The organism is Bacillus australimaris, from assembly GCF_001307105.1.
Classification (GTDB): Bacteria; Bacillota; Bacilli; order Bacillales; family Bacillaceae; genus Bacillus; species Bacillus australimaris.
In genome coordinates this window covers 208009-231398 of record NZ_LGYN01000023.1, presented here as the reverse complement: position 1 = coordinate 231398, position 23390 = coordinate 208009, and the positions used below count along the sequence as shown (strand labels likewise).

Genomic DNA, 23390 nt, shown 5'->3' with positions numbered 1-23390 from the left:
GTTGGATGTGATTGCGATGGATGACGTGAGTCTTAGTCAAGGAGGCTTTCGGCTGTCGTCTATTTCAGCAGCTGTTCCTAAAGGAAGTGTGACAGGAATCATTGGACCGAATGGGTCAGGAAAATCGACGTTTATTAAAGCGGCCGCACGTCTTACGTCGATCGAAAGCGGCGTGATTTACATTCACGATATTCCGCAAAAAGAGATGACGGCACAGGAGATTGCACAGGAGATCGCTGTTCTGATGCAGACGAGAACAGCGATCCCATCTATGACGGTACGTGAACTGGTTGCACTTGGACGCAGTCCGCATCGTTCGATCTGGAAAAAGAGCTCAAAGACAGATCAGGAAGCGATTGAGTGGGCGCTTGATGTGACAAACAGCCGCGTGAATGAAAACAGGATGCTGCATACATTGTCAGGCGGAGAAAGGCAGAAGGCATATATTGCGATGGCACTGGCTCAAAAGACAGAGACCATTATCCTGGATGAGCCTACTACTTACTTAGATATTGCGCATCAGCTTGATTTATTAGAGCTGCTCAAACAGCTGAATGAAACACATGGAATCACTATTTTAATGGTACTTCATGATCTGCAGCAGGCAGCAAAATATTGTGACCGCCTGATTGCGATGAAGCGTGGCCAGGTTTATCAAATCGGGACACCACACGAAGTATTAACAGAAAACTTTTTCAAAGAGGTCTTTGGGATTCAGGCCGAGGTTCACTTAGATGGTGCGCATCCGCTTATTATCCCAATCGCTTCGATCCAACAACAAAAGGGAGATGAATCAAACATGATCATTGTAAACAACCAGGTTAGAGTAGAAAAAGGCAGTGCAGACCACCTCGTCAAGCGTTTTAACAAACAGGGACAAGTAGAATTCATGGAAGGATTTTTAGGCATGGAAGTATGGGTCACACAGCAGACAACCGATTATGATGAAGTGACCATTCATACCCGCTGGAATCGAAAAGAAGACTTTGTGAACTGGACAAAATCTCAGGCGTTTGGTGATGCGCATGCTCATGGAAAAGCAAAACCTGAAGGCCTATTAAAAAACAAAATTACGTATTATGAAGTACAAGTCACAAGACCCGCATTACAGAAAAAAGCCTAAAACATGCACTCAGCGCTGCGACCCACATGCAGCGCTCTTTTTTTGCGATATTTTATTTTACGTCACATATTGTTGACAAAGTATTCAAATAACCGACACAATACCATCCAATTTTTAGGTAAAATTTACTTTATTTTTGAAGCGTATGGGTGTAAAGTACAGGTATAAATAACTAACCGAATGAAAATCAAGAGTAAAATTTCACCGAGTGAACCATTTCAAATGGGCTGTTATTTGTGAATCGTTGAACAAATAGTGAACATTTTGTGAAATGGTGAGCATGAATCGTTCGGCATGTGAAAGTAAGGGAGGATGTAAGGCTGTGAGTGAGCTGTTTTTAGCAAGATTTCAATTTGCTTCAACGACATTATTTCATTTTATTTTTGTTCCTATGTCAATAGGTTTGGTGTTTATCGTCGCATTGATGCAGACCCTTTATGTCGTCAAGAAAAAAGATATCTATAAAAAGATGGCGAAGTTTTGGGGTCATCTGTTCTTACTCAACTTTGCAGTAGGTGTAGTGACAGGGATTCTGCAGGAATTCCAGTTTGGGATGAACTGGTCAGATTATTCAAGGTTTGTCGGTGATGTCTTTGGTGCACCGCTTGCCATTGAAGCGCTTTTGGCCTTTTTCCTTGAATCTACATTTATTGGACTTTGGATATTCGGCTGGGATCGTTTGCCGAAGAAGATTCATTTACTATGCATTTGGCTTGTTTCCCTTGGTACGATCTTTTCGGCGTTTTGGATTCTACTCGCCAACTCATTTATGCAGGAGCCAGTCGGATTTGTCATGAAGAATGGCCGTGCAGAAATGAATGATTTTGGTGCTCTTGTGACGAACCCGCAGCTTTGGGTTGAGTTCCCGCACGTTCTGTTTGGTGCGCTAGCAACGGGTGCTTTCTTTATTGCAGGAGTTAGTGCTTATAAAATGATCAAAAAACAAGAAATCACCTTTTTCAAAAAATCATTCCAGATTGCCATGATCCTCGCTTTAATTGCTGGTTTAGGTGTGGCGTTCTCTGGGCATGATCAAGCGAAGCACTTAATGAAATCACAGCCGATGAAGATGGCAGCAAGTGAAGCCCTTTGGAAGGATAGTGGGGATCCAGCGGCTTGGACACTATTTGCCAACATTGACACAGATAAAAAAGAAAACTCTGCGGAGATCAATATTCCGTTTGCCTTAAGTTATTTGGCTTATTCGAAGTTCAGTGGAGATGTTCCAGGTATGCTGACACTTCAAAAAGAATATGAAGCCAAGTTTGGCCCTGGAGACTACATTCCGCCAGTGAAAACAACATTCTGGAGCTTTAGAATCATGGTCGGTGCCGGAATGCTGATGATTTTTGCTAGTATGCTTGGCTTGTACTTGAGCTTTAAAAAGAAACTCGAAACGAACAAATGGTATTTACGCTTTATGGTATGGATGATTGCGTTCCCGTTTATTGCGAACTCAGCAGGCTGGATCATGACGGAGATCGGGCGTCAGCCATGGACCGTCTTTGGCATGATGACGACGGCTCAATCGATTTCACCGAACGTATCGTATGGCATGCTATTATTCTCAGTCATTAGCTTTACGACGATGTATCTGATTCTTGCCATTGTGCTTGCCTACTTATTCATTCGAGAAATAAAAAAAGGTGCACATTCTGAAGAAAATACAGATCAAAAGGATGAAACGGACCTGTCTACAGATCCATTTGATGGAGGCGCATATCATGGCATATCTTAACGAGATTTGGTTTATTCTTGTCGCAGTATTGTTTGTTGGATTTTTCTTCTTAGAAGGATTTGATTTTGGTGTCGGGATGTCCATGCAGCTGCTCGGAAAGGATGCACACGAGCGCCGCATTTTGATTAATACGATTGGCCCTTTCTGGGATGCAAATGAGGTCTGGCTGATTACAGCTGGGGGCGCTATTTTCGCTGCATTTCCGAACTGGTATGCAACGATGTTCAGTGGATACTATATTCCGTTTGCGGTTCTTCTATTAGCGCTCATTGGGCGCGGAGTCGCCTTTGAATTTCGAGGGAAGGTTGAGAAAGCCTCTTGGATCAAGGTTTGGGACTGGATTATCTTCTTTGGCAGTCTGCTTCCACCGTTTTTGCTCGGTGTATTATTCACGAGTATTTTACGCGGGATGCCAATTGATCAAAGCATGAATATGTACGCTGGTTTTACGGACTTTGTCAATCTTTATTCAGTTATCGGCGGGGTAGCTGTGACGGTTCTTTGCCTTTTGCACGGATTGATTTTTATCACACTTCGTACAGAGGGTGAATTAAGAGATCGTGCAAGAAAGCTTGGGCAGCGTGTTCTGCTCATTGCATTGCCTGTTCTTGTTCTATTTGTCGGTGTGTCCATCATTGAAACAGACATTTATACCGTACGCCCGGTAATCACCATTCCGTTAACTGTGCTGATTGTCGTTTGTTATGTTGCAGCTCTTGTCTTGATGAGAAAAGAACGTGATGGCTGGACATTCTTATTCACTGGCGCAGGCATCATGGTGACGGTAGCCATGCTTTTCACTGCATTGTTCCCGCGCGTCATGATTAGTTCAATCAACCATGCGTTTGATCTCACGATTCAAAACGCTGCATCCGGTTCTTATTCATTAACGGTCATGACGATTGTTGCTATATCTTTGCTGCCCTTTGTGCTTGGGTATCAAATTTGGAGCTATTACGTCTTCCGTAAACGTGTAAGTGGCAAGGAGCCAATGACCTACTAATGGATAAACGTTTGCTTCAATTAAAAGGAATGAGAGGGCTTCTTGCCCTCTTAGGTATTGTGTCACTCATCCAAGGAGCAAGTATCATTTTCCAAGCACAGTGGCTGGCACATGCCATTACAACGCTGTTTGACGGGAAAAGCCTCTCGCAGGCAACGCCTTATGTCCTGCTGTTTCTTGCTGCCTTTTTGGTGCGGCACGGTCTTACCTTGATTCGGGAGAAGGTCATGTTTACCTACTCCTCCCGAATTGGAGCAGACGTCAGAAAGCAGCTGTTAGACCAACTCTTTCGTTTAGGTCCAGCGTTTACAAAGAAAAAAGGAACAGGAAAGCTTGTCACATTGGCGATGGAAGGAATTGCTCAATATCGGCAGTATTTACAGCTGTTTTTACCGAAAATGGTGAACATGGCGGTAATTCCAGCAATGGTCCTTATCTATGTTTGGACATTAGATGAAACATCTGCCGTCATTTTAATCGTGACACTGCCAATTTTAATTGTTTTTATGATTTTGCTCGGCCTTGTTGCTCAGCGTAAAGCGGCCAAACAATGGAGATCGTATGAGAAATTATCCAATCATTTTACTGACTCTCTCCGCGGGCTTGAGACGCTTCGTTACTTAGGTATCAGCAAAAAACATTCCCGAAACATTGCGGAGGTGTCAAAGCGATATCGAAAGGCGACCATGAGTACACTGAAGGTCGCATTTCTTTCATCGTTTGCCCTCGATTTCTTTTCCATGCTGTCGATTGCAGTCGTCGCTGTCTTTCTTGGCTTGAGATTAATTGAAGGAGAGCTTCTGTTATTGCCGGCTTTGACGGCGCTGATGCTGGCGCCGGAATATTTCCTGTCGGTACGTGAAGTGGGAAATGATTATCATGCGACGTTAAACGGAAAAGAAGCGAATGAAGCCATGCAGGTCATTTTAGAAGAAAAGGGCTTCCGCAAGCAGGAGACTCAATCTGTGCAGCTGAACGAGTGGGATGATCAAGCTGTGCTCACATTGCAAGATGTTTCTGTCCTGCATGATGAACATGCCCCATATTCCATTCAGGATGTAGACCTCACTGTCACTGGGAAGAAAAAAATTGGCATCATTGGTGCCAGTGGTTCGGGGAAATCGACGTTAACGGATGTCCTCGGCGGCTTTGTTGAACCGTCTTCAGGTCAAATCACGCTAAACGGCCAGCCGCTTGTTCATTTACAGATGAAGGAATGGCAAAAGGAAGTCGTCTATATGCCGCAGCATCCATATTTATTTCACATGACATTGAGAGAAAACATTCGTTTTTATGAACCGCATGCAACAGACGCAGAAGTTGAAAAAGCTGTACATGAGGCTGGTTTAACTCAGCTTGTCACGCAGCTGCCAAATGGTTTGGATGAGGTCATTGGAGAACAGGGAAGAGGGCTAAGCGGTGGACAGGCGCAAAGAATTGCGCTTGCTCGAACTGTGCTGGGACAGCGGTCCATTATGCTGTTAGATGAACCAACGGCGCATCTCGATATTGAAACAGAGTATGAATTGAAAAAAACAATGCTTCCGCTGTTTGAAGATAAACTCGTGTTCTTAGCGACACACAGGCTTCATTGGATGCCGGACATGGATGAAATCATTGTCATGGATCAAGGAACCATCGCCGAAATGGGGACACATGAATCATTAATGCAAAGAAAAGGCGTATATTATCAACTGGTACAGGAGCAAATGGGGGCGGTCACACATGGTCAATAAAGGCTGGTTTATACCTTATATTAAGGAGAATCAAAAGCTGTTTGCCTTGGTTTTATTTTTAGGAGCCATTGCGGTGTTCTCCGCTTCTATGCTGATGTATACGTCGGGATTTCTCATTTCAAAAGCCGCGACAAGACCTGAAAATATTTTGATGGTCTACGTTCCGATTGTGGCTGTACGAACCTTTGGTATTTCGCGCTCGGCCGCCCGCTATGCAGAAAGATTAGCGAGTCATCAGCTCATTTTGACAATGATTGAAAAAATGCGTGTGCGCCTGTATGACATGGCTGAACGCAGTGCCAAACAAACAAAACTGGGGACAGGTGAAATGCTTGGTCTCTTGTCAGATGATGTAGAGAGACTGCAGGACGCCTATTTAAAAACAATCTTTCCAGCCATCGGTGCACTGCTTTTATATGCCGCATCTATTGGGGCACTTGGTCTTTTCTCATGGCCTTTTGCGGGTCTGATGCTGCTTTATATGGCACTTCTCGTATTTGTTTTCCCATACGTCACAGTGCTCGTGAACCGTGCGAGACAAATTCAAATGAAAAAAGGCAGAAATGAACTGTACAGCCATTTAACAGATGCAGTCATGGGTGTTAGTGACTGGTTGTTTAGCGGCAGGCAGAAAGATTTTGTTGATGGCTATGAACAGAAAGAAGCGCAGCTGTTAGCGCTTGAAGCAGCCAAGCACCGATTTATCCGTCTGCGCCAATTTTTTGCACAGCTTATTATTGGAGGAGCTGTCGTGCTTGTCGTGTATTGGAGCGGCTCGGTCGTGCAGTCAGGGTCAATGTCACACACTCTGATTGCAGCCTTTGTGCTTGTACTGTTTCCGTTAACAGAAGCCTTTCTTCCGCTCTCAGATGCGGCAGGTGATATTCCAGTTTATCAGCATGCTGTCAGTAGATTAAATCATTATGAAAAGCTTTCATATGAAGAAGAATCTGAGAGCAAGACAGTGGATCAGTCAGCTGTTTCTCAAGGAGAAGCGGTCTGTTTTGACCATGTGTCCTTTCATTATGACGCGCATCACCATGTACTTCAAGATCTGTCGTTTTCTCTGAAGCAAGGGGAATCACTCGCGCTCTTAGGAAAAAGCGGTGCAGGAAAATCAACCATTTTGAAATTGCTAGAAGGGGCAGTCGTTCCAAATCAAGGGGCTGTCACCATTCAGGGAAAACCTGTTCAAAGCATTCAAGAAAAGGTGTCGGCCTATGTGTCTGTACTCAATCAACAGCCTTATTTATTCGATACATCTGTTTTAAACAATATCCGTTTAGGATCTCCAGAGGCAACAGAAGAGCAGGTAAAAGAAGCAGCAAGACAAGTGCAGCTGCATGAGTACATCGAATCTTTGCCAGAAGGTTATCACACAGGTGTTCAGGAGACAGGAGGACGTTTCTCAGGTGGAGAAAGGCAGCGTATGGCGTTAGCCCGGATTTTGCTGCAAGATACGCCAATTGTTGTGTTAGATGAGCCGACTGTCGGACTTGATCCGCGGACAGAGCGTGAATTGCTTGAAACCATCTTCCGTGTCTTAAAGGGAAAAACAGTCATATGGATTACCCATCATTTGACTGGCTGTGAGGCATGTGACCGCATCATGTTTATTGAGGATGGACGCATTGAGATGCACGGTCAGCATCAGGATTTACTAAGAGAAAACAAGCGTTATCAAAAGCTGTATGAGATGGATCGCCCGTTTTCTACAATATAAAGTAAAAGGAATGACAAGAACGTTCGGACAGAAAATTGCTGCCCGAACGTTTTGTGGTTTAAGGATTTACTTTCCCGACACCTGCATTTGAGATCACTTCTGATTTCACATTGTTCACGTTAAGCAAAGAGTAGTTATAAGGAGGGTTATACGTACCTGTTGAAGACGTTGGCAGACTGCCTGTGCTGTTAACGAAAGAGTTGTTGATGACATGCCATGTACCAACTTGACTGCTATCCCAGCTTCCAATGGCATTTTTGGTGTTTTCAAATACGTTGTGTTCAATTCTCATCTTCGCGCCCATACGTGAGTTAATCGCTGTTGCCAGGATGCCATTGTAATAGTTGTTATAGACGTGGCCTTGCCCGAAGCGCATCGACGGTACACGAGAGTTTAGGTTTTCAAAGCGGTTGTTGTGGAACGTAATTTTCCGATTGTAGTTATCGCTATCGGAGCTGCCCATAAGCATTGTTTTCCAGCTGTCATGGACGTAGTTCCACGAGAAGGTAATGTAATCAGAGTCATTCTTTACATCAAATAAACCATCATAGTCATCCTTCCCAGAATTCAATGTGTTGTAAAGTTCATTATGATCGACCCATATGTTTTTAGCGCCGCCTTCAACTCCGATGGCATCCTTATCACCAATTTTGCTATGATGGATTTTTAGGTTGCGGATAATCACGTTATTGGCCCGCCATACTTTAATGCCAATTCCATTGAATTCGCCGTTCGTACCTTTACCGACAATAGAAACATTGTTTGTATCTTTCACATCAATTTTATTGGCAGATGTATTAGAAGGGGTAATGGTCCCATCTACAACAATTTTTAATTTTTCATCCTTTCCTTTATTTTTGAGGGCGGCTAATAGTTCATTTCCAGTTTTGACGGTTACGGTTCTACCGCCTTCACCGCCCGTTGTGCCACCATTTAATGTGGAGAAGCCTTGTTGATTAAAGTTGGCCATAATAGAAGGGCTTTCTGGTAATTTGGCAGCTGCTTTTGCCTCCCCGTTTGGTGCGAATAATGAAGTCACGAGACCAACAGCTAACACACCGGCTAACATTGGAACTTTCTTCTTCAAAGTCAACATCTCCATTCCATTTAGTTTTAATGAAAACGTTTCCAAAATAAGCTGCGATTCAACCAATCCTCCTTCCTTCACAAGCATCGCCTCATTCGGAATGTAGGAAGAGCATAGCATGCAAAAAGGTATCATCGGCTAAGAATAGGCACAGTGTATTCCGTGATTTTCTAGGAAACTAAGGCAATGATTATTTCATTTTCTTCTTCATGAGATAAGGACCATTGACGATGGGTATGAGGATGACATCATGATTATGGAGGGGAGGCTCTCTGTTTGATAGAAAATCAAGATGATTACGAACATATTATTTTGTTAGAGAAGAAGGAATGCCATAATCATTACATAAGAAAAAAATGGATATCATGACCGGATCAACCGAAGAGAAAAGGAGACATGTTAAAAAATAAGGTCTATTTTGAACGATGTTGTCACCCGTGTCGTCTCATGAATGAGAGAAGAAAGAAAGGAGGGGCGTGTTTGGAGCAAAAAGAAGAGACCTCATTGATTCAGCGGGCAAAACAGGGCGATGATGCCGCATTTACAGCCCTTTATCGGTATCACTATTCCTTTCTTTACCGATATATAATGAAGCTGACGATGCAACAAGAGCTGACAGAAGAAATCATGCAAGAGACGATGCTGAAAGCATACATGAAACTTTCTTCATTTAGAGGAGATTCTTTATTTTCAACCTGGCTCATTTCAATTGCATCTCGACAATTTTTAGATCACCAGAAGAAAAGAAAACGTGAACAAATGAGAGAAGAAAAAGCAAATCAAGAGGCCATTCGCCGCTTCAAATGGGACGTTCAGCAAAAGGGCCATACATGGCATGAGATGTGGGATGTGTTAAATGAATTAAAGGCTCAGGAAAGAGCCCCATTGATTCTGCATTATTATTATGGCTTTACCTATCCAGAAATTGCTTCAATGCTTGGAATGAGAGAAGGTACTGTCAAATCGAGGGTTCATCATGGACTAAAGAAAATTCGAAAGGAGTGGCATTGATGAAGGATGATCGCTTTACCGAACGTTTAAAAGAAGAATTGCAGCAGTTAGATGAACAAATTGAAGTGGAAAAGCCAAGTGAGCATTCTGTTATGCTGATGCTGAAGCAGGCGAAGGAACAAGAGAAAAGGCGTTTTAAACAAGAAGTGCTGGCATACATTCTGATCAGTCTAACCATTCTTGCACTCTTTGCAGCTGCCATTACCCGTTTGCCTATCATCTTCATTCTTCTCCAAGCAGTGAGCGTGCCGATCTGCTTTGTTGTTGGCTACAAGGAATATCAGCACATCAAAGGGGGGTCTTCCTTATGAATCAGACGGAAATGATCATCTTATTATGCGCATTGCCGTTACTGTTTGCACAGGGCTTTCTTTTATTTATAGATGCAAAAAAAAGAGGGCGTTACAAGTGGTTCTGGGGCATTGTCGGTTTAATTAACTTTCCATCGTCCTCTATTTTATATTGGCTTTGTGTCGTGTTGCCTGATCGAAAAAGAGGCGATAAGCTCCGAAAAGATTGAGTGAACCCCATCAAACTTTCGACCCTTTTTTCGATGAGAAACCAGCTAGAAATTCATCATCATTCATGTGTTTGTCAAAGAAAGCGGGATGAGAGTAAAGTTCTGTTGTTTATTTCTAGCACATTAGTCATTGCTTGAGCGCTTATTTTGAAAGAAAATCGCTGCGGCTGCTTGATCTATCTCAATTCGGCATCATTTTCATCTGTTATCAATATTGATCAATTTTTACAATTGGTGTTAAATTAATCTCAATATGCGTTAGAAAATCTAACAATTAAATGTGTGAGATATATAGAAGGAGGCAGATGAGACATGTTGACCTTAGATCGAGCAGCACAAACAGCACAAAGCTATATCCACCGCGTGTTAGAAGAGGTGGAAAAACGAAATCCTGGTGAGGAGGAGTTCCAGCAAGCCGTAAAAGAAATTTTGGAATCACTCGTCCCAGTTTTTGCGAAGCATCCAGAGTATGAAAAACAGGGCATTTTAGAACGGCTTATTGAGCCTGAGCGGCTTGTGACATTCCGTGTACCATGGGTAGACGATGAGGGCAAAGTCCAAGTCAATCGAGGGTTTAGGGTTCAATTCAACAGTGCCATCGGTCCTTATAAAGGGGGCATTCGTTTCCATCCAACCGTCAATGCAAGCATTATCAAGTTTTTAGGATTTGAACAAATCTTCAAAAATGCACTGACTGGTATGCCGATCGGCGGAGGAAAAGGTGGATCAGATTTTGATCCTAAAGGGAAGTCTGATGGAGAAATCATGCGTTTCGTTCAAAGCTTTATGAGTGAACTCAGCCGATATATTGGTCCTGATCAAGATGTGCCAGCAGGTGATATTGGTGTAGGGGCACGTGAAATTGGCTATATGTTCGGACAGTACAAAAAAATGCGCGGTGCATATGAAGCTGGTGTGCTCACGGGGAAAAGCCCTGGGTTCGGAGGCAGCTTAGCGAGAAAAGAGGCAACAGGCTACGGACTGGTGTACTTCATGGAAGAAATGCTGAAAGCGCATGGACTCCAGTTTGAAGGGCGTTCAGTTGTGGTGTCGGGCTCAGGAAATGTGTCTATTTATGCAATGGAAAAGGTGATGGAGCTAGGCGGCAAGGTTGTGGCTTGCAGTGATTCAAGCGGAGCCATTTATGATCCTCAAGGGATTTCACTTGAGACGATAAAACAGCTGAAGGAAGTCGACAATCAGCGGATTGGGGCATATATAGATATTCACCCGCATGCTGAATTAATTGAAGATTGCGAACAAATTTGGTCTGTTCCATGTGATATTGCCCTGCCATGTGCGACACAAAATGAAATATCAGAGGCGCATGCAAAGCAGCTTGTGGCAAATGGTGTCATCGCTGTAGGAGAAGGAGCCAATATGCCATCTACTCTTCATGCAGTCAAAGTATTTGAACAGAATCGTATTTTGTTTGCACCTGCAAAAGCGGCGAATGCTGGTGGAGTAGGAGTCTCAGCATTGGAAATGGCGCAAAACAGCGCAAGAATGTCTTGGACATTTGAAGAAGTAGATAATCAGCTGAAACAAATGATGCAAACTATTTATCGTCAGTGCACAGAGACTGCAGATGAATATGGACACTCAGGGAACATCATAGTTGGAGCAAATATTGCAGGATTTCGTAAGGTGGCAGATGCCATGATCGCCCAAGGCGTGATTTAACTCCTGCTCTCCCGCACCTGTTTATTTCATAACAAGATGGGGAATTGTCCTGTAAGAATGACAATAAGGAGGCGCGGGAGAAATGAAAAAATGGCTGAAGCAAATAGTCAAATGGGCACCTGTGATTTATCCAGTCGTGAGAAAAATTTATAAAGAGCGAAAAGCTTCCAAACGTCGTAACGTATCAGCCGGATAATCCGGCTTTTTTTTATGAGATCAATCAAGCAAAAAAATATGCTGATCGAATGATCCAATTTAGATCTCTTTCCGTTTAGTACATAACAAACGGAAAGAGGAGGCACAACAAATGAAAATGAAAAAAGCTTTTTTAACCATCCCGCTTAGTGCAGCGTTATTACTTCCAACAGCTCAAATGGCAAGTGCACACGAAGGACATATGCATGGAGAGACAAAAAAATCTTCGGCATCTCAAGAAGTGTCAAATAAAGCAACAGATCTTCGGGCAGCACTAGATCAGCTGTTTTCAGAGCATGCTTATTTAGCAGTGATCACGATGCAAAAAGGGATTGACGGCAGTAAAGACTTTGATCAAGCAGCGGCGGCGTTAAATGACAACACGAATGATTTATCAGATGCCATCGCCTCCGTATACGGAAAAAAAGCAGGAAAACAATTCAAAGACATTTGGTCTAGTCATATCGGCTACTTTGTTGATTATGTACAAGCAACGGCAAAGAAAGATGAAGCAGGTAAAAAGAAGGCAGTCAAGCAGCTTGACCAATATCGCATGAAACAAGCCAATATGCTTGATCAAGCAACAGATGGAAGATTGAAAGCAAGTGAGCTTGAAGAAGGCTTAAAAATGCATGTCAATGAATTGCTGAAAGCTTTTAATAGCTATACAGAAAAGGATTTTGATACGACCTATGAAACCGTTAGAAAATCTATTCATCATATGTTTGAGGTAGGAAAAGGCGTGTCTTGGGCGATCACAGATCAATTTCCTGGGAAATTTGATCACAAATCTGTGGATACACCAGCCGCAGATCTTCGAGAGGACTTAAACTACTTATTCTCAGAGCATTTGGCACTCGCAGTAGTGGCCATGCAAAAAGGAAACGATGGCAGCAAGGACTTTGATCAAGCAGCAGCTGCCTTAAATGAAAATACAAATGATTTATCAGATGCGATTGCTTCTGTTTACGGAAAAGATGCAGGTAAACAATTCAAAGACATTTGGTCAAGCCATATTGGTTACTTAGTTGATTATGTGAAAGCAGATGCATCTGGAGACAAAGAAGCGAAAGATAAGGCTGTTAAAAACTTAGATGCGTATCGGATGAAGCAAGCGAAATTTTTAGATCAAGCGACAGATGGACGTTTGAAGGCAGCTGACTTAGAGGCTGGATTGAAAACACATATTGATGAGTTGATCAAAACTTATACGTCCTACCATCATGGTGATTATAATCAGCTTTATCCGACAGTGAGAGAGGCTTATGGTCATATGTTCATGGTTGGTCAGGATGTCGCAGCAGCGATTGTTGATCAGCATCCTGAGCTGTTCAAATCCAACATGCCTAATGAAATGCCGAAAACAGGTATGGGAGGCACAGCTGGTCCTTTAGGTATGTCCTATGAAGCATTTGCAGGAATGATTGCAAGTTTGATCCTTGCAGGTGGCGCAGTAGGTACGTTCTTCCTCATTCGCCGTAAGGCTTCAAATTAAGCGCGGATAAAGACAAGATGGGAACGTGCACAATCGTGCCGTTCCTTTCTTTAAAAGGAGGCAGACTAATTTGAAAAAATGGTTGTTTGGTCTTCTGATGCTTCTCATCATCACCGGCTGCGCATCAAAATCGCTGGATGAATCGTCATCCTCAAAAACCATCCCAGCATCTATGACCACAAATCAAGCCGAGAAACAAAGTCACTCACACGGAACATTAAAAGACGAGTCTTCTGGTATTGTTCCAGCTGAAATCGAGATTCCTGCTATTGATGTCAAAGCAAAAGTGGAGAAAACCGCTTTGTTAAAGGATGGCAGTATGGGCGTCCCCAAAAATACTGATCACACAGCGTGGTTTAAAGATGGTCCAAAGCCGGGAGATAAAGGGAATGCTGTCATGAATGGTCATGTAGATAATAAATGGGGTCCATCTGTTTTTTATCGATTAAAGGAGCTGAAAAAGGGAGACAAGGTGATCGTAACGTCCTCATCAGGAAAAAAACGAATCTTTGAGGTCATGAAAGTTCGAAGCTATCCGCGTGAAGAGAAGCCCAACGCGTTTTTCGGGTACGCCTTTACACGGAATCTCAATTTAATTACCTGTACCGGGACATTTGATCATGCAGCAGGTACGCATGAAAAAAGATTGGTTGTCTTTACTCAGCTCATCTCCTCATAAAGAAGGCGGATACACGAAGGTGTAGCGCCTTTTTTTCATGATTTGTGCAAGTATCTTCCAAGGAGAATCATAGGTCATTAGATATGGTTGGTTGTATAAATAGGGGCATTTGTCATATAAATGAGTTGGCAATTTTTATTTCTTTTCAGTAGAATATGAGTAATGAAGAGAACTGCAAGCGCTTACAACTTGTCCAGACAAGGCAGATTCTCCACTCTTACATAAGGAGGCCGATCTGATGCTGAGTAAAAGACTGGCGCATATTTTAAGTCAGCTCATGGCAGCTGAAACCCCGCTCACAAGCGCTGCGCTATCCGTCAGCTTGCAAGTCACAAGCCGCACCATTCGTACAGACATCAAGGAACTGAACGACCGTCTTGCCCCTTATCAAGCGGCTGTAACAGCTGTTAGAGGTGCTGGCTATGAGCTGTTAATCAACGATGAAAATGCCTTTCGCCGTTTTATGAAAGAGGAGGTCGAACAGGAAGAACCGCTGGCTGTTCTGCCGGAGGAGCGTGTGCGGTTTATTTTAAAAAGGCTCCTGCTTGCAGAGTCTTATGTGAAACTTGAGGACTTACAGGAGCAGCTGTTTATTAGTAAATCGACGATGAGTAACGATATGAAATGGGTCAAACGAAAGCTCGGGCCCTTTGATCTGCGGCTGGAAGCAAGGCCGAGTAAAGGCTGCCGGATAAAAGGATCGGAAATGAAAATCCGTTATTGTATGTCGGAATATTTATTCAATGAACGCCGTTCCTACCAAACGATGCTGAACACAGCCGTCACTATTTTGCCAAAGCATGAACTCGAATGGATTCAGAAAACAATGATAGATTATATCCATGAGGAGGGCATGAATCTATCAGACATCTGCATGAATAATTTAATCGTTCATGTCGCTATTGCCTGCAAACGAATTAGACACGGAAACTATGTATCTGTTCTTCCAGAGGAAATCAATGAAATTCCACGGGCAAAGGAATACAAGGTAGCTAAAAAAATGGTGGAGCGTCTTGAAGGGCTGCTGGATGTCTCATTTCCACAAGAGGAAATCGTCTATATCGCCATTCATTTACTAGGAACAGCCAAAATGGTACAGTCCTTATCTTCGAGCGGTCAAAAGCAAATTGTAGATGATGACACGAGTCGTCTTGTGCAGCTCATGCTAAAAGCCATTGATCAAAAATTACAGCTAGATTTAGCCGGCGATGCGGAACTCATGATTGGGCTGAGTCTGCACTTAAAGCCTGCCATGAATCGATGTAAATATGGCATGAACCTAAGAAATCCGATGCTTGATGAAATTAAAGCGGGGTATCCACTTGCCTTTGAAGCAGGAATTATCGCCAGCAGGGTCATTGAAGAAGAGAAGGGCCTAAGTATTCACGAGAATGAAATCGGATATATGGCGCTTCATTTTGGTGCGGCTTTAGAGCGGAGAAAAATGGAAATTCCGCCGAAGCGATGTCTCATTGTTTGTGCATCTGGTGCAGGTAGTGCAAGGCTGCTGCAGGATCGTTTGCGGTCACAATTTGGGTCAAAGCTGACCATTTTAGGAACAGCAGAGCTTTATTCGCTTCCACATGTCTCTTTGCATGCCTTGGATTTGATTATTACAACGATCCCGATTCATATGGAATTACCGATTCCAGTCATTCAAGTGAACACCATTTTGGGTGGCGGTGACTTTTTAAAAATTGAAGAAGCTCTGACGAATGAAACAAGAGTGACATTGGCCTCTCAATATATGAAAAAGGAATTAGTCTTTACAAAACAAGCCTTTCAATCAAAGGAAGAGGTCATCACCTTCCTCACGAAAAAAGTCATCGATATGGGATTAGCACCAGCTGAGCTCACAGCATCTGTCATGGAAAGAGAAGAGGCGGCACCTACCTCTTTCGGACATTATACAGCGATCCCGCACCCGATGACGCCGCTGACAGATGAGACGTTTTGGGCGATATGTACATTAGAAAAACCGATTCATTGGGGAGAGAAAAAGGTTCAATTTGTCTGCTTGCTGTGTGTCGAAAAAGAGAATGCCAAAGATTTAAGAGGGATGTACCGCCTGCTGGGTGAGCTTGTCCATAATGTGAAATTCATTCAGCACCTCATCACCTGTGATACATTTGAAGACATGCTGGATATCATGTACAAAAAGGCTCCTTCGTATAAGAACTAATTGTGTGATCTTAACTTTTTCCGCTTCCTAAAGGAAAAAGTATAGGTGTTTATGAAAGCGGTTTCATAATATGATGAATGTGTAAAGAGTAGCTTCACACTTTGAAAAGGGGGCGTTTACACATGAACATTTTATTGGTTTGCGCAGCAGGTATGTCAACAAGCTTACTTGTTACAAAAATGGAGAAAAGCGCACAAGAGCAAGGAAAAGAATATCGTATTTGGGCAGTATCTGGAGATTCTGCAAAAAATCATATTGATCAAGCCGATGTGCTTTTATTAGGACCCCAGGTTCGCTATTTATTACCACAAATGAAAAAGCTCGGAGAAGAAAAAGGGATTCCAGTAGACGTGATTAATACCGTGCATTATGGCATATGTAATGGCGCCGAGGTTTTAAAATCTGCTGAACAATTAGTGAACGGATAAAGGGGGCGGAGGGGATGAATGGATTCAACCGATTTCTAGAAGAGAAGGTCATGCCGTTTGCAGGGAAGATTGCCGCTCAAAGACATTTACAAGCATTGCGTGACGGAATTGTTTTAACCATGCCTCTCATTATTGTTGGTTCACTGTTTCTCATTTTAGCCAACCTTCCGATCCCAGGGTACAGCGATTTTATGGCAAGTATCTTCGGAGACGAATGGGCCACGAAACTATCCTATCCTGTTAATGCAACCTTTGACATTATGGCACTTGTTGCAACCTTTGGGATTGCCTACAGGCTAGCTGAAAAGTATGCCGTTGATGCACTATCATCTGGTGCGATCGCTGTTGCGGCTTTCCTTTTAGCTACACCCTATCAAGTCCCTTTCACACCTGAAGGCTCAACAGAAGCCATCCTAGTAGGCGGGGGGATTCCTGTCACACTGATGGGCAGTAAAGGTTTATTCGTTGCCATGATTATTGCCATGCTTTCAACCGAAATTTACCGCTTTATTGTACAGCGAAACATCGTCATCAAAATGCCTGATGGTGTACCGCCAGCGGTTAGTAAATCGTTTATCGCACTTATTCCAGGTTTTGTGGTCATCACGCTGATCTGGGTCGCTAGACTTTTAATTGAGATGACACCTTTTGAGAGTATTCATAATATCATCACGGTCTTAATTGGCACACCGCTTTCCATTCTTGGTGGAAGCTTAGGCGGCAGTATCGTTGCTATGGGTGTACAGATGCTCCTCTGGGCTTGTGGTATTCACGGAGCAACCATTGTCGGCGGTGTCATGGGTCCAATTTGGCTAGGGGCAATGGATGAGAACCGTCTTGCGTTCCAAGCAGGAGAAGTGCTGCCGAATATTTTCACAGCGCAGTTCTTTGAAATCTTCATCAATGTCGGCGGAAGCGGTGCAACACTTGCTTTGGTGCTGACCATGATCTTACGTGCTAGAAGTAAACAGATGAAACAGCTTGGCCGCCTTGCGATAGGGCCAGCCATCTTTAACATCAACGAACCGATCATTTTTGGAATGCCGATTGTGATGAACCCAATGCTTCTTATTCCGTTTATCCTTACGCCAATTATGATGATCATCACCACATATATCGGAATGAGTACAGGGCTTGTGGCAAAGCCAGCGGGGATCGCTGTCCCATGGACAATGCCGCCAATCATTTCAGGCTATCTCGCCACAGGAGGTAAAATCTCTGGTGCTGTCATGCAGCTGATTAACCTTGCGTTATCATTTGCTCTATACTACCCATTCTTTAGAATGTGGGATAAGCAGAAATTGAAAGAAGAAAATGAGCTTGAAACAAAAGCATCAACTGATGAAAATGTCGTCAGCATGTAATAGAGGGAACAAGGGGGATGCGGCCGATGGAAATGGAACAAATTGTGTTTCAACTCATCCTGCACGGCGGGAATGGCAGAAGCTCAGCAATGGAGGCCATCACATGTGCAAAGCAAGGTCACTTTGATGAGGCGAAGCAAAAATTGCAGGAAGCACAAGACGCGTTAAATGAGGCGCATCACGCACAGACAGAGCTGATCCAAGGAGAAATCAGGGGAGAAAAGACGGACATCAGTCTCTTAATGATTCATGCACAGGATCATCTCATGAACGCAATGACCGTCAAGGAGCTCGCAGCGGAAATCATCGAGCTCCATGAAAAAATGAAGAAACTCGGAGGTGTGAATTCATGAAAGACGGAATCAAAATTGTCACAATAGGCGGTGGGTCGAGCTATACGCCTGAGCTCGTCGAAGGGTTCATCAAACGATATCATGAATTGCCTGTAAAAGAATTATGGCTTGTGGACATTGAAGCAGGGCAGGAAAAGCTAAACATCGTGGGCGCTCTGGCGAAACGAATGGTCGAGAAAGCTGGTCTGCCGATTGAGGTACACCTCACTCTTGACCGCCGGGAAGCCTTGAAGGACGCCGATTTTGTGACGACACAATTTCGTGTAGGACTGCTGGAAGCACGTGCAAAGGATGAGAGAATACCGCTTAAGTACGGCGTTATCGGTCAGGAAACGAACGGACCAGGTGGTTTATTTAAAGGACTGCGGACCATTCCAGTCATTCTAGACATTGTGAAGGATATGGAAGAGCTTTGTCCGAATGCATGGCTTGTGAACTTTACAAATCCAGCCGGCATGGTCACAGAAGCTGTTTTACGCTACACGAATCTAAAAAAAGTGGTCGGTCTATGCAATGTGCCAATTGGGATCAAAATGGGGATTGCCAAGGCGCTTGAAGTGGATGTCGAACGCATTGAGGTGCAGTTTGCCGGCCTTAATCACATGGTCTATGGATTAGATGTGTATTTAGATGGGGTCAGCATTATGGACCAAGTGCTTGATGAACTAGGAAATCCGAATAGCCAATGGTCGATGAAGAACATTGAAGCGAAAAACTGGGAGCCTTCTTTTGTAAAAGGCTTAGGGGTTATTCCATGTCCATATCACCGCTATTACTATAAAACGAAAGATATGCTGGAAGAAGAGCAAAAGGCAGCTCAAGAAAAAGGAACACGAGCGGAGGTTGTACAGCAGGTCGAGCAGGAATTATTTGAGCTCTATAAAGATCCTGATTTATCAATTAAACCACCGCAACTCGAAAAAAGAGGCGGGGCCTATTACAGCGATGCGGCATGTAACTTAATCAGCTCCATCTATAATGATAAACATGACATTCAACCAGTTAATACAGTGAACAGAGGAGCGATTGCCAGCATTCCGGCTGAATCAGCGGTTGAAGTGAACTGTATCATTACGAAGGACGGACCAAAACCAATCGCGACAGGTGACCTGCCTGTAGCTGTGAGAGGACTCGTTCAACAAATCAAATCATTCGAGCGTGTGGCAGCTGAAGCGGCCGTGACAGGAAATTACGAGACGGCTCTTGTTGCGATGACGATCAATCCGCTCGTCCCTTCTGACGAAATTGCAAAGCAAATTTTAGATGAAATGCTCGAAGCGCACCGTGAGTATTTACCGCAATTCTTCAAATCAGTAAATGCATAAGCATAATGGCCCCTTTATGGGGTCATTTTTTATGATTACCCCATATGGAAACTGGAGAAAGAAGTGTATGATAGAAAAAACAGCATGTATGGCTTCAAAGAAAGGACTGTTGAAATATGGTTGCTATCGGTTTAATGCTTTACGGCTTTGTCGTTCAACCTCTGTTGAGTTATGGCACAGTGGTCTTGTTTTTGTATGGAATCATCGCTTCATTTATTGGTCTTATTCGTCATAGACAGTATGTGTGGATTTATATTCTTCGTCTGCTTGTTTGTTTCACCATTCCAGTGACCAACCTGTTGATGTATTTTGCAACCATCGGAGGAGATGAAAGAGATTTTGATTTTCAGCCGATGCCGCTTGCTTACAACCTCGTCTTTATATTAGAAATCATCATCATCTTGTTACCGGAGATCTTTTTATTGATCGAAAGAAAGCGGAGCGTGAAAGGGAAACTGTGGATATATGCAGGGGGCATTGTGGGTGTATCGATCTTGTTTTGGTGCACGATTTGATGAGAGGCTGACGGATCTTTCTTTCGGCTGACCTAAAAAAAGAACCCTTCATAAAATGAAAGGTTCTTCAGCGTGTAGACAAACCCTCGCATTCGGTGTCAGTCCTGCGCGCCGGTGCTCACGAATGTCAAATTCGCTCCGCGCCAGTGCTCGTCCTTCCTAGACTGCAAAGGTTTTCTATCACGCTGAAAAGAAGACAAAGGGCTAAAATAAAGATCATTTTAGCCCTTTGTCAACAATCTAAAGAACCCTTCATGAAATGAAAGGTTCTTTTACATGCTTATGCCTGCTTGACGACTGAGTCAACTTCAACTGTCCAGCCGAAGATGTCTGGCTGAGTCCCTTTTTGGATGCCAGTAATGGCTTCGTACAATTTCTTCGACACTTCACCTGTTTGACCATTTTGGATCACGTATGGCTGATCATGATAAATTAATTCCCCGACAGGAGAGATTACGGCCGCCGTTCCAGTTCCAAAGATTTCTTCAAGCTCGCCAGATTGATGTGCTTCAATTAACTCATCAATTGAAATTTTGCGCTCTGTCACTGGAATTTCCCAATGCTTTAACAGCTCAAGTACAGAGTTACGTGTGATGCCTTCTAAAATGCTTCCGTTCAACTCAGGCGTCACGATTTCACCGTTGATTTTAAAGAAGATATTCATGCTGCCGACTTCTTCAATGTACTTTTTCTCGATCCCGTCTAGCCAAAGAACCTGTGAAAATCCTTTCGTTTCAGCAACTTGCTGTGCTTTGAGGCTTGAGGCATAGTTTCCAGCTGTTTTGGCATTTCCTGTTCCACCCTTAACGGCACGGACAAACTCGTTTTCAACTGCAATTTTGACTGGATGGATGCCTTCTTTATAGTATGATCCCACTGGAGATAAGATAATGATCAGCTTATACGTGCTTGACGGTGCAACGCCTAAATACGGCTCAGTGGAAATAATGAATGGACGAATATACAAGGAAGTGCCCTCTGCATCAGGTACCCAATCCTTATCAATGCGAATGAGTTCATTTAACCCCTCTAACACTGTTTCTGAATCAATTTGCGGGATACACAGACGGTCATTGGATCTGTTTAAGCGTTCCATGTTCTTTTCCGGACGGAATAAGAGAATTTTTTGATCCTCAGAAACATAAGCCTTTAAGCCTTCAAAAACAGATTGACCATAGTGGTAGACCATCGAAGCTGGGTCCATAGGAATCGCCTGATAAGGAATAATTCTTGGATCATACCAGCCTTTATCAATTGAATAATCCATCACAAACATGTGATCTGTGAAGATTTTTCCGAATTCAAGTTGATCAGATTGAGGTTTTTGTTTTTTTGTTGAACTAAGTTCAACGCGGATGGGTTGTTTTGGCATTGTAAATCTCCTTGCTGTTTGATTATTTGAAAATTCTAATAATATGAAATAATTATGATTCTATTCTATACCTTCACAAAATATTAGCAATAGGTTTTCTGGAATTCAGACAAGAAAAATCTGTTAAAGCGCTTTCCTGCTCTCTGCCGTCAGTTTGGCCTATGTCACCCCTTTTTAAAAATAGAAATAAAATCCAATTTACCTAAATGACTGATTAATCTGACAATTTAAAAGCGGATGGTTTTCTTGTAAGATATTCTTTCAACCATACACCTTTTGACTAGTACATTGCAAGGGACATCGTCATATTTTAATCCTCTTTTTTTTAACCGATAAAGGAAGAAGAGAAGGGAAAGGAGCAAACAATAAGATGAAACGAGCGATACCAGGCATTTTACTTATTTTATTCATGACCGTGATCAGCTTCGGCTGTCAAGCAATGACAGAGGAGGCTGGCGCTAAGCAAAGTACAGCCTATTACGTAGCGGTAAACGGGAACGACAAAAACCCGGGAACGAAGCAAAAACCTTTCCGTACGCTGAAAAAAGCGGCCAGTATGGCTAAAGCCGGGACAACCATTTACATGAGAAGCGGTACATACAAAGAAAAATTGATTGTCCGCCATTCCGGAACAAAGAAAGCACCCGTAGTTTTTCAAGCTTACGGAAAAGAAAAGCCTGTGATTAGTGGGGCTTCCCTTAAAGGAAATCAAGCAGATGGGGGTCTTGTCACGATCAATCAAAAGAGCTATATCACCCTCAAAGGCCTGACGGTAGGACATCTTAAGACGAATAAAGAAGATTTGACACCAGTCGGTATATTCATTAAAGGGAGTGGCAAAGGCGTCAAGCTGCTCAATAACCGAGTGTATGACATTCAGACGAAACATAAAGATGGGAATGCACATGGAATTGCTGTTTATGGGACAAAAGCTCCTGAGGCTATTGAAGACATTGAAATCAAAGGAAATACCGTTGAAAAATTAAAGCTGGGCTTTAGTGAAGCCCTTGTGCTAAATGGGAACGTCAAAAAATTCCGTGTGACCCATAACACGGTCCGTCACACTGATAATATTGGCATAGATTTAATTGGGTTTGAAAACGTAGCCCCTTCCAAAAAGTATGATCAAGTCAGAAATGGCGTCGTCTCTAGAAACAAAGTATATGAGATTACTAGTGCAGGGAATCCAGCCTACGGCACCGACATCTCAGCTGGTGGAATTTATGTTGATGGCGGAAAAGACATTGTGATCGATCATAACATCACACATCACAATGACCTTGGGATTGAAGTCACGAGTGAACATAAAGGGAAAATGGCGGATCGCATTCGCATCGAACACAATCAAGTGTATTTGAACCGTTATACAGGCATATCAATTGGCGGTTATGATAAGAAGCGGGGCGGTACAACAAATACGACGATCTCACATAATATTTTGTACAAAAATGACACAGCCGGCTTAGAAGGCGGTCAATTGCTGATGCAATATCAAGCGGTGAACAATCGAATCACGAATAATATCATGACAGCTAGTGCCTCGCATTACTTAGTCGTAAACCTGTATCAAGTGAACCAAAAGAATACATTTCAGAAGAACGTTTATGATGACCGCAAAGGTGCGAAAGCATCACAGTGGGTATGGCGCGGAAAATGGCTGGAAGGATACAAAACGTATCTTTCTAAAAGCGGTCAAGATAAAGGATCAGCCCATCTCAATCCACAATTTGTGAATGAGAAAAAATATGATTTCCGTCTGAAAACATCATCACCTGCTAAGAAAATCATTGGAAGTTAATCATGTGCTGAAGCAAAAACACGTTATTTTAGAAATTTTCAAAAAAGTCATTGACATTGA

General features: G+C 43.1%; 21 protein-coding genes. 19 read left to right on the top strand and 2 right to left on the bottom strand.

Annotation, left to right across the window (positions count from 1 at the left end; genetic code table 11):
* Positions 1 to 7: 7 nt before the first annotated feature.
* From isdG to cydC, 5 genes are all read left to right on the top strand, one after another.
* Positions 8 to 1123 (top strand): heme oxygenase, encoded by a 1116-nt coding sequence (gene isdG, locus AKG37_RS19320; RefSeq protein WP_275574797.1) that lies wholly within the window; start codon positions 8 to 10, stop codon positions 1121 to 1123.
* 322 nt (positions 1124 to 1445) lie between these two features.
* Positions 1446 to 2861 (top strand): cytochrome ubiquinol oxidase subunit I, encoded by a 1416-nt coding sequence (locus AKG37_RS10545; RefSeq protein ID WP_060698763.1) that lies wholly within the window; start codon positions 1446 to 1448, stop codon positions 2859 to 2861.
* Positions 2848 to 3864 (top strand): cytochrome d ubiquinol oxidase subunit II, encoded by a 1017-nt coding sequence (gene cydB, locus AKG37_RS10540; protein WP_060698762.1) that lies wholly within the window; start codon positions 2848 to 2850, stop codon positions 3862 to 3864. Before AKG37_RS10545 ends, cydB begins: the two co-directional genes overlap by 14 nt.
* The gene (gene cydD / locus AKG37_RS10535) at positions 3864 to 5600 is read left to right on the top strand and encodes a thiol reductant ABC exporter subunit CydD (protein WP_060698761.1); all 1737 of its coding nucleotides are present in this window, start codon (positions 3864 to 3866) and stop codon (positions 5598 to 5600) included. The genes cydB and cydD overlap by 1 nt, the downstream gene beginning before the upstream one ends.
* Positions 5590 to 7323 (top strand): thiol reductant ABC exporter subunit CydC, encoded by a 1734-nt coding sequence (gene cydC, locus AKG37_RS10530; protein ID WP_060698760.1) that lies wholly within the window; start codon positions 5590 to 5592, stop codon positions 7321 to 7323. Before cydD ends, cydC begins: the two co-directional genes overlap by 11 nt.
* Positions 7324 to 7381: 58 nt before the next feature.
* Here the strand turns inward: cydC and AKG37_RS10525 are convergent, their stop codons facing one another.
* Positions 7382 to 8419, bottom strand: a complete 1038-nt coding sequence (locus tag AKG37_RS10525) for a pectate lyase family protein (RefSeq protein WP_060698977.1) — start codon at positions 8417 to 8419, stop codon at positions 7382 to 7384.
* A gap of 471 nt (positions 8420 to 8890) precedes the next feature.
* Between AKG37_RS10525 and sigY the strand changes: the two genes are divergently transcribed.
* From sigY to AKG37_RS10465, 13 genes are all read left to right on the top strand, one after another.
* Positions 8891 to 9421, top strand: a complete 531-nt coding sequence (sigY, locus tag AKG37_RS10520; RefSeq protein ID WP_060698759.1) for an RNA polymerase sigma factor SigY — start codon at positions 8891 to 8893, stop codon at positions 9419 to 9421.
* Positions 9421 to 9732, top strand: coding sequence for a YxlC family protein (locus tag AKG37_RS10515; RefSeq protein WP_060698758.1), 312 nt, complete (start codon positions 9421 to 9423; stop codon positions 9730 to 9732). Before sigY ends, AKG37_RS10515 begins: the two co-directional genes overlap by 1 nt.
* The gene (locus tag AKG37_RS10510; RefSeq protein ID WP_060698757.1) at positions 9729 to 9941 is read left to right on the top strand and encodes a hypothetical protein; all 213 of its coding nucleotides are present in this window, start codon (positions 9729 to 9731) and stop codon (positions 9939 to 9941) included. The genes AKG37_RS10515 and AKG37_RS10510 overlap by 4 nt, the downstream gene beginning before the upstream one ends.
* 312 nt (positions 9942 to 10253) lie before the next feature.
* Positions 10254 to 11624: an NADP-specific glutamate dehydrogenase gene (gene gdhA, locus AKG37_RS10505; protein ID WP_060698756.1), complete on the top strand. Its 1371-nt coding sequence runs from the start codon at positions 10254 to 10256 to the stop codon at positions 11622 to 11624.
* Between the two features lie 82 nt (positions 11625 to 11706).
* Positions 11707 to 11820: a hypothetical protein gene (locus AKG37_RS19210; protein WP_223250414.1), complete on the top strand. Its 114-nt coding sequence runs from the start codon at positions 11707 to 11709 to the stop codon at positions 11818 to 11820.
* Positions 11821 to 11931: 111 nt separating this feature from the next.
* On the top strand, positions 11932 to 13314 hold the full coding sequence (locus tag AKG37_RS10500) for a hypothetical protein (protein ID WP_060698755.1): 1383 nt from the start codon (positions 11932 to 11934) through the stop codon (positions 13312 to 13314).
* A gap of 70 nt (positions 13315 to 13384) precedes the next feature.
* Positions 13385 to 13993 (top strand): class F sortase, encoded by a 609-nt coding sequence (locus tag AKG37_RS10495; RefSeq protein ID WP_060698754.1) that lies wholly within the window; start codon positions 13385 to 13387, stop codon positions 13991 to 13993.
* Positions 13994 to 14231: 238 nt separating this feature from the next.
* Positions 14232 to 16175, top strand: coding sequence for a BglG family transcription antiterminator (locus AKG37_RS10490; protein WP_060698753.1), 1944 nt, complete (start codon positions 14232 to 14234; stop codon positions 16173 to 16175).
* Positions 16176 to 16297: 122 nt separating this feature from the next.
* Entirely contained in the window at positions 16298 to 16603 is a 306-nt protein-coding gene (locus tag AKG37_RS10485) for a PTS sugar transporter subunit IIB (RefSeq protein ID WP_060698752.1), read from the top strand.
* Positions 16604 to 16617: 14 nt separating this feature from the next.
* Positions 16618 to 17967 carry a PTS cellobiose transporter subunit IIC gene (gene celB / locus AKG37_RS10480; RefSeq protein WP_060698751.1) on the top strand — a complete coding sequence of 450 codons (1350 nt, stop codon included), beginning with the start codon at positions 16618 to 16620 and terminating at the stop codon, positions 17965 to 17967.
* Between the two features lie 26 nt (positions 17968 to 17993).
* A complete protein-coding gene (locus tag AKG37_RS10475) occupies positions 17994 to 18320 on the top strand; it encodes a PTS lactose/cellobiose transporter subunit IIA (protein ID WP_060698750.1) in 327 nt (108 codons plus the stop codon).
* Positions 18317 to 19645, top strand: a complete 1329-nt coding sequence (locus AKG37_RS10470) for a 6-phospho-beta-glucosidase (protein WP_060698749.1) — start codon at positions 18317 to 18319, stop codon at positions 19643 to 19645. The genes AKG37_RS10475 and AKG37_RS10470 overlap by 4 nt, the downstream gene beginning before the upstream one ends.
* 116 nt (positions 19646 to 19761) lie before the next feature.
* A complete protein-coding gene (locus AKG37_RS10465) occupies positions 19762 to 20160 on the top strand; it encodes a hypothetical protein (protein WP_060698748.1) in 399 nt (132 codons plus the stop codon).
* A 280-nt stretch (positions 20161 to 20440) separates the two neighbouring features.
* Here the strand turns inward: AKG37_RS10465 and AKG37_RS10460 are convergent, their stop codons facing one another.
* Positions 20441 to 21532 (bottom strand): branched-chain amino acid aminotransferase, encoded by a 1092-nt coding sequence (locus AKG37_RS10460; protein WP_060698747.1) that lies wholly within the window; start codon positions 21530 to 21532, stop codon positions 20441 to 20443.
* Positions 21533 to 21902: 370 nt separating this feature from the next.
* Here AKG37_RS10460 and AKG37_RS10455 point away from each other — a divergent pair, with 370 nt between their 5' ends.
* A complete protein-coding gene (locus AKG37_RS10455; protein ID WP_060698746.1) occupies positions 21903 to 23330 on the top strand; it encodes a DUF1565 domain-containing protein in 1428 nt (475 codons plus the stop codon).
* The last annotated feature ends 60 nt before the right edge of the window (positions 23331 to 23390 follow it).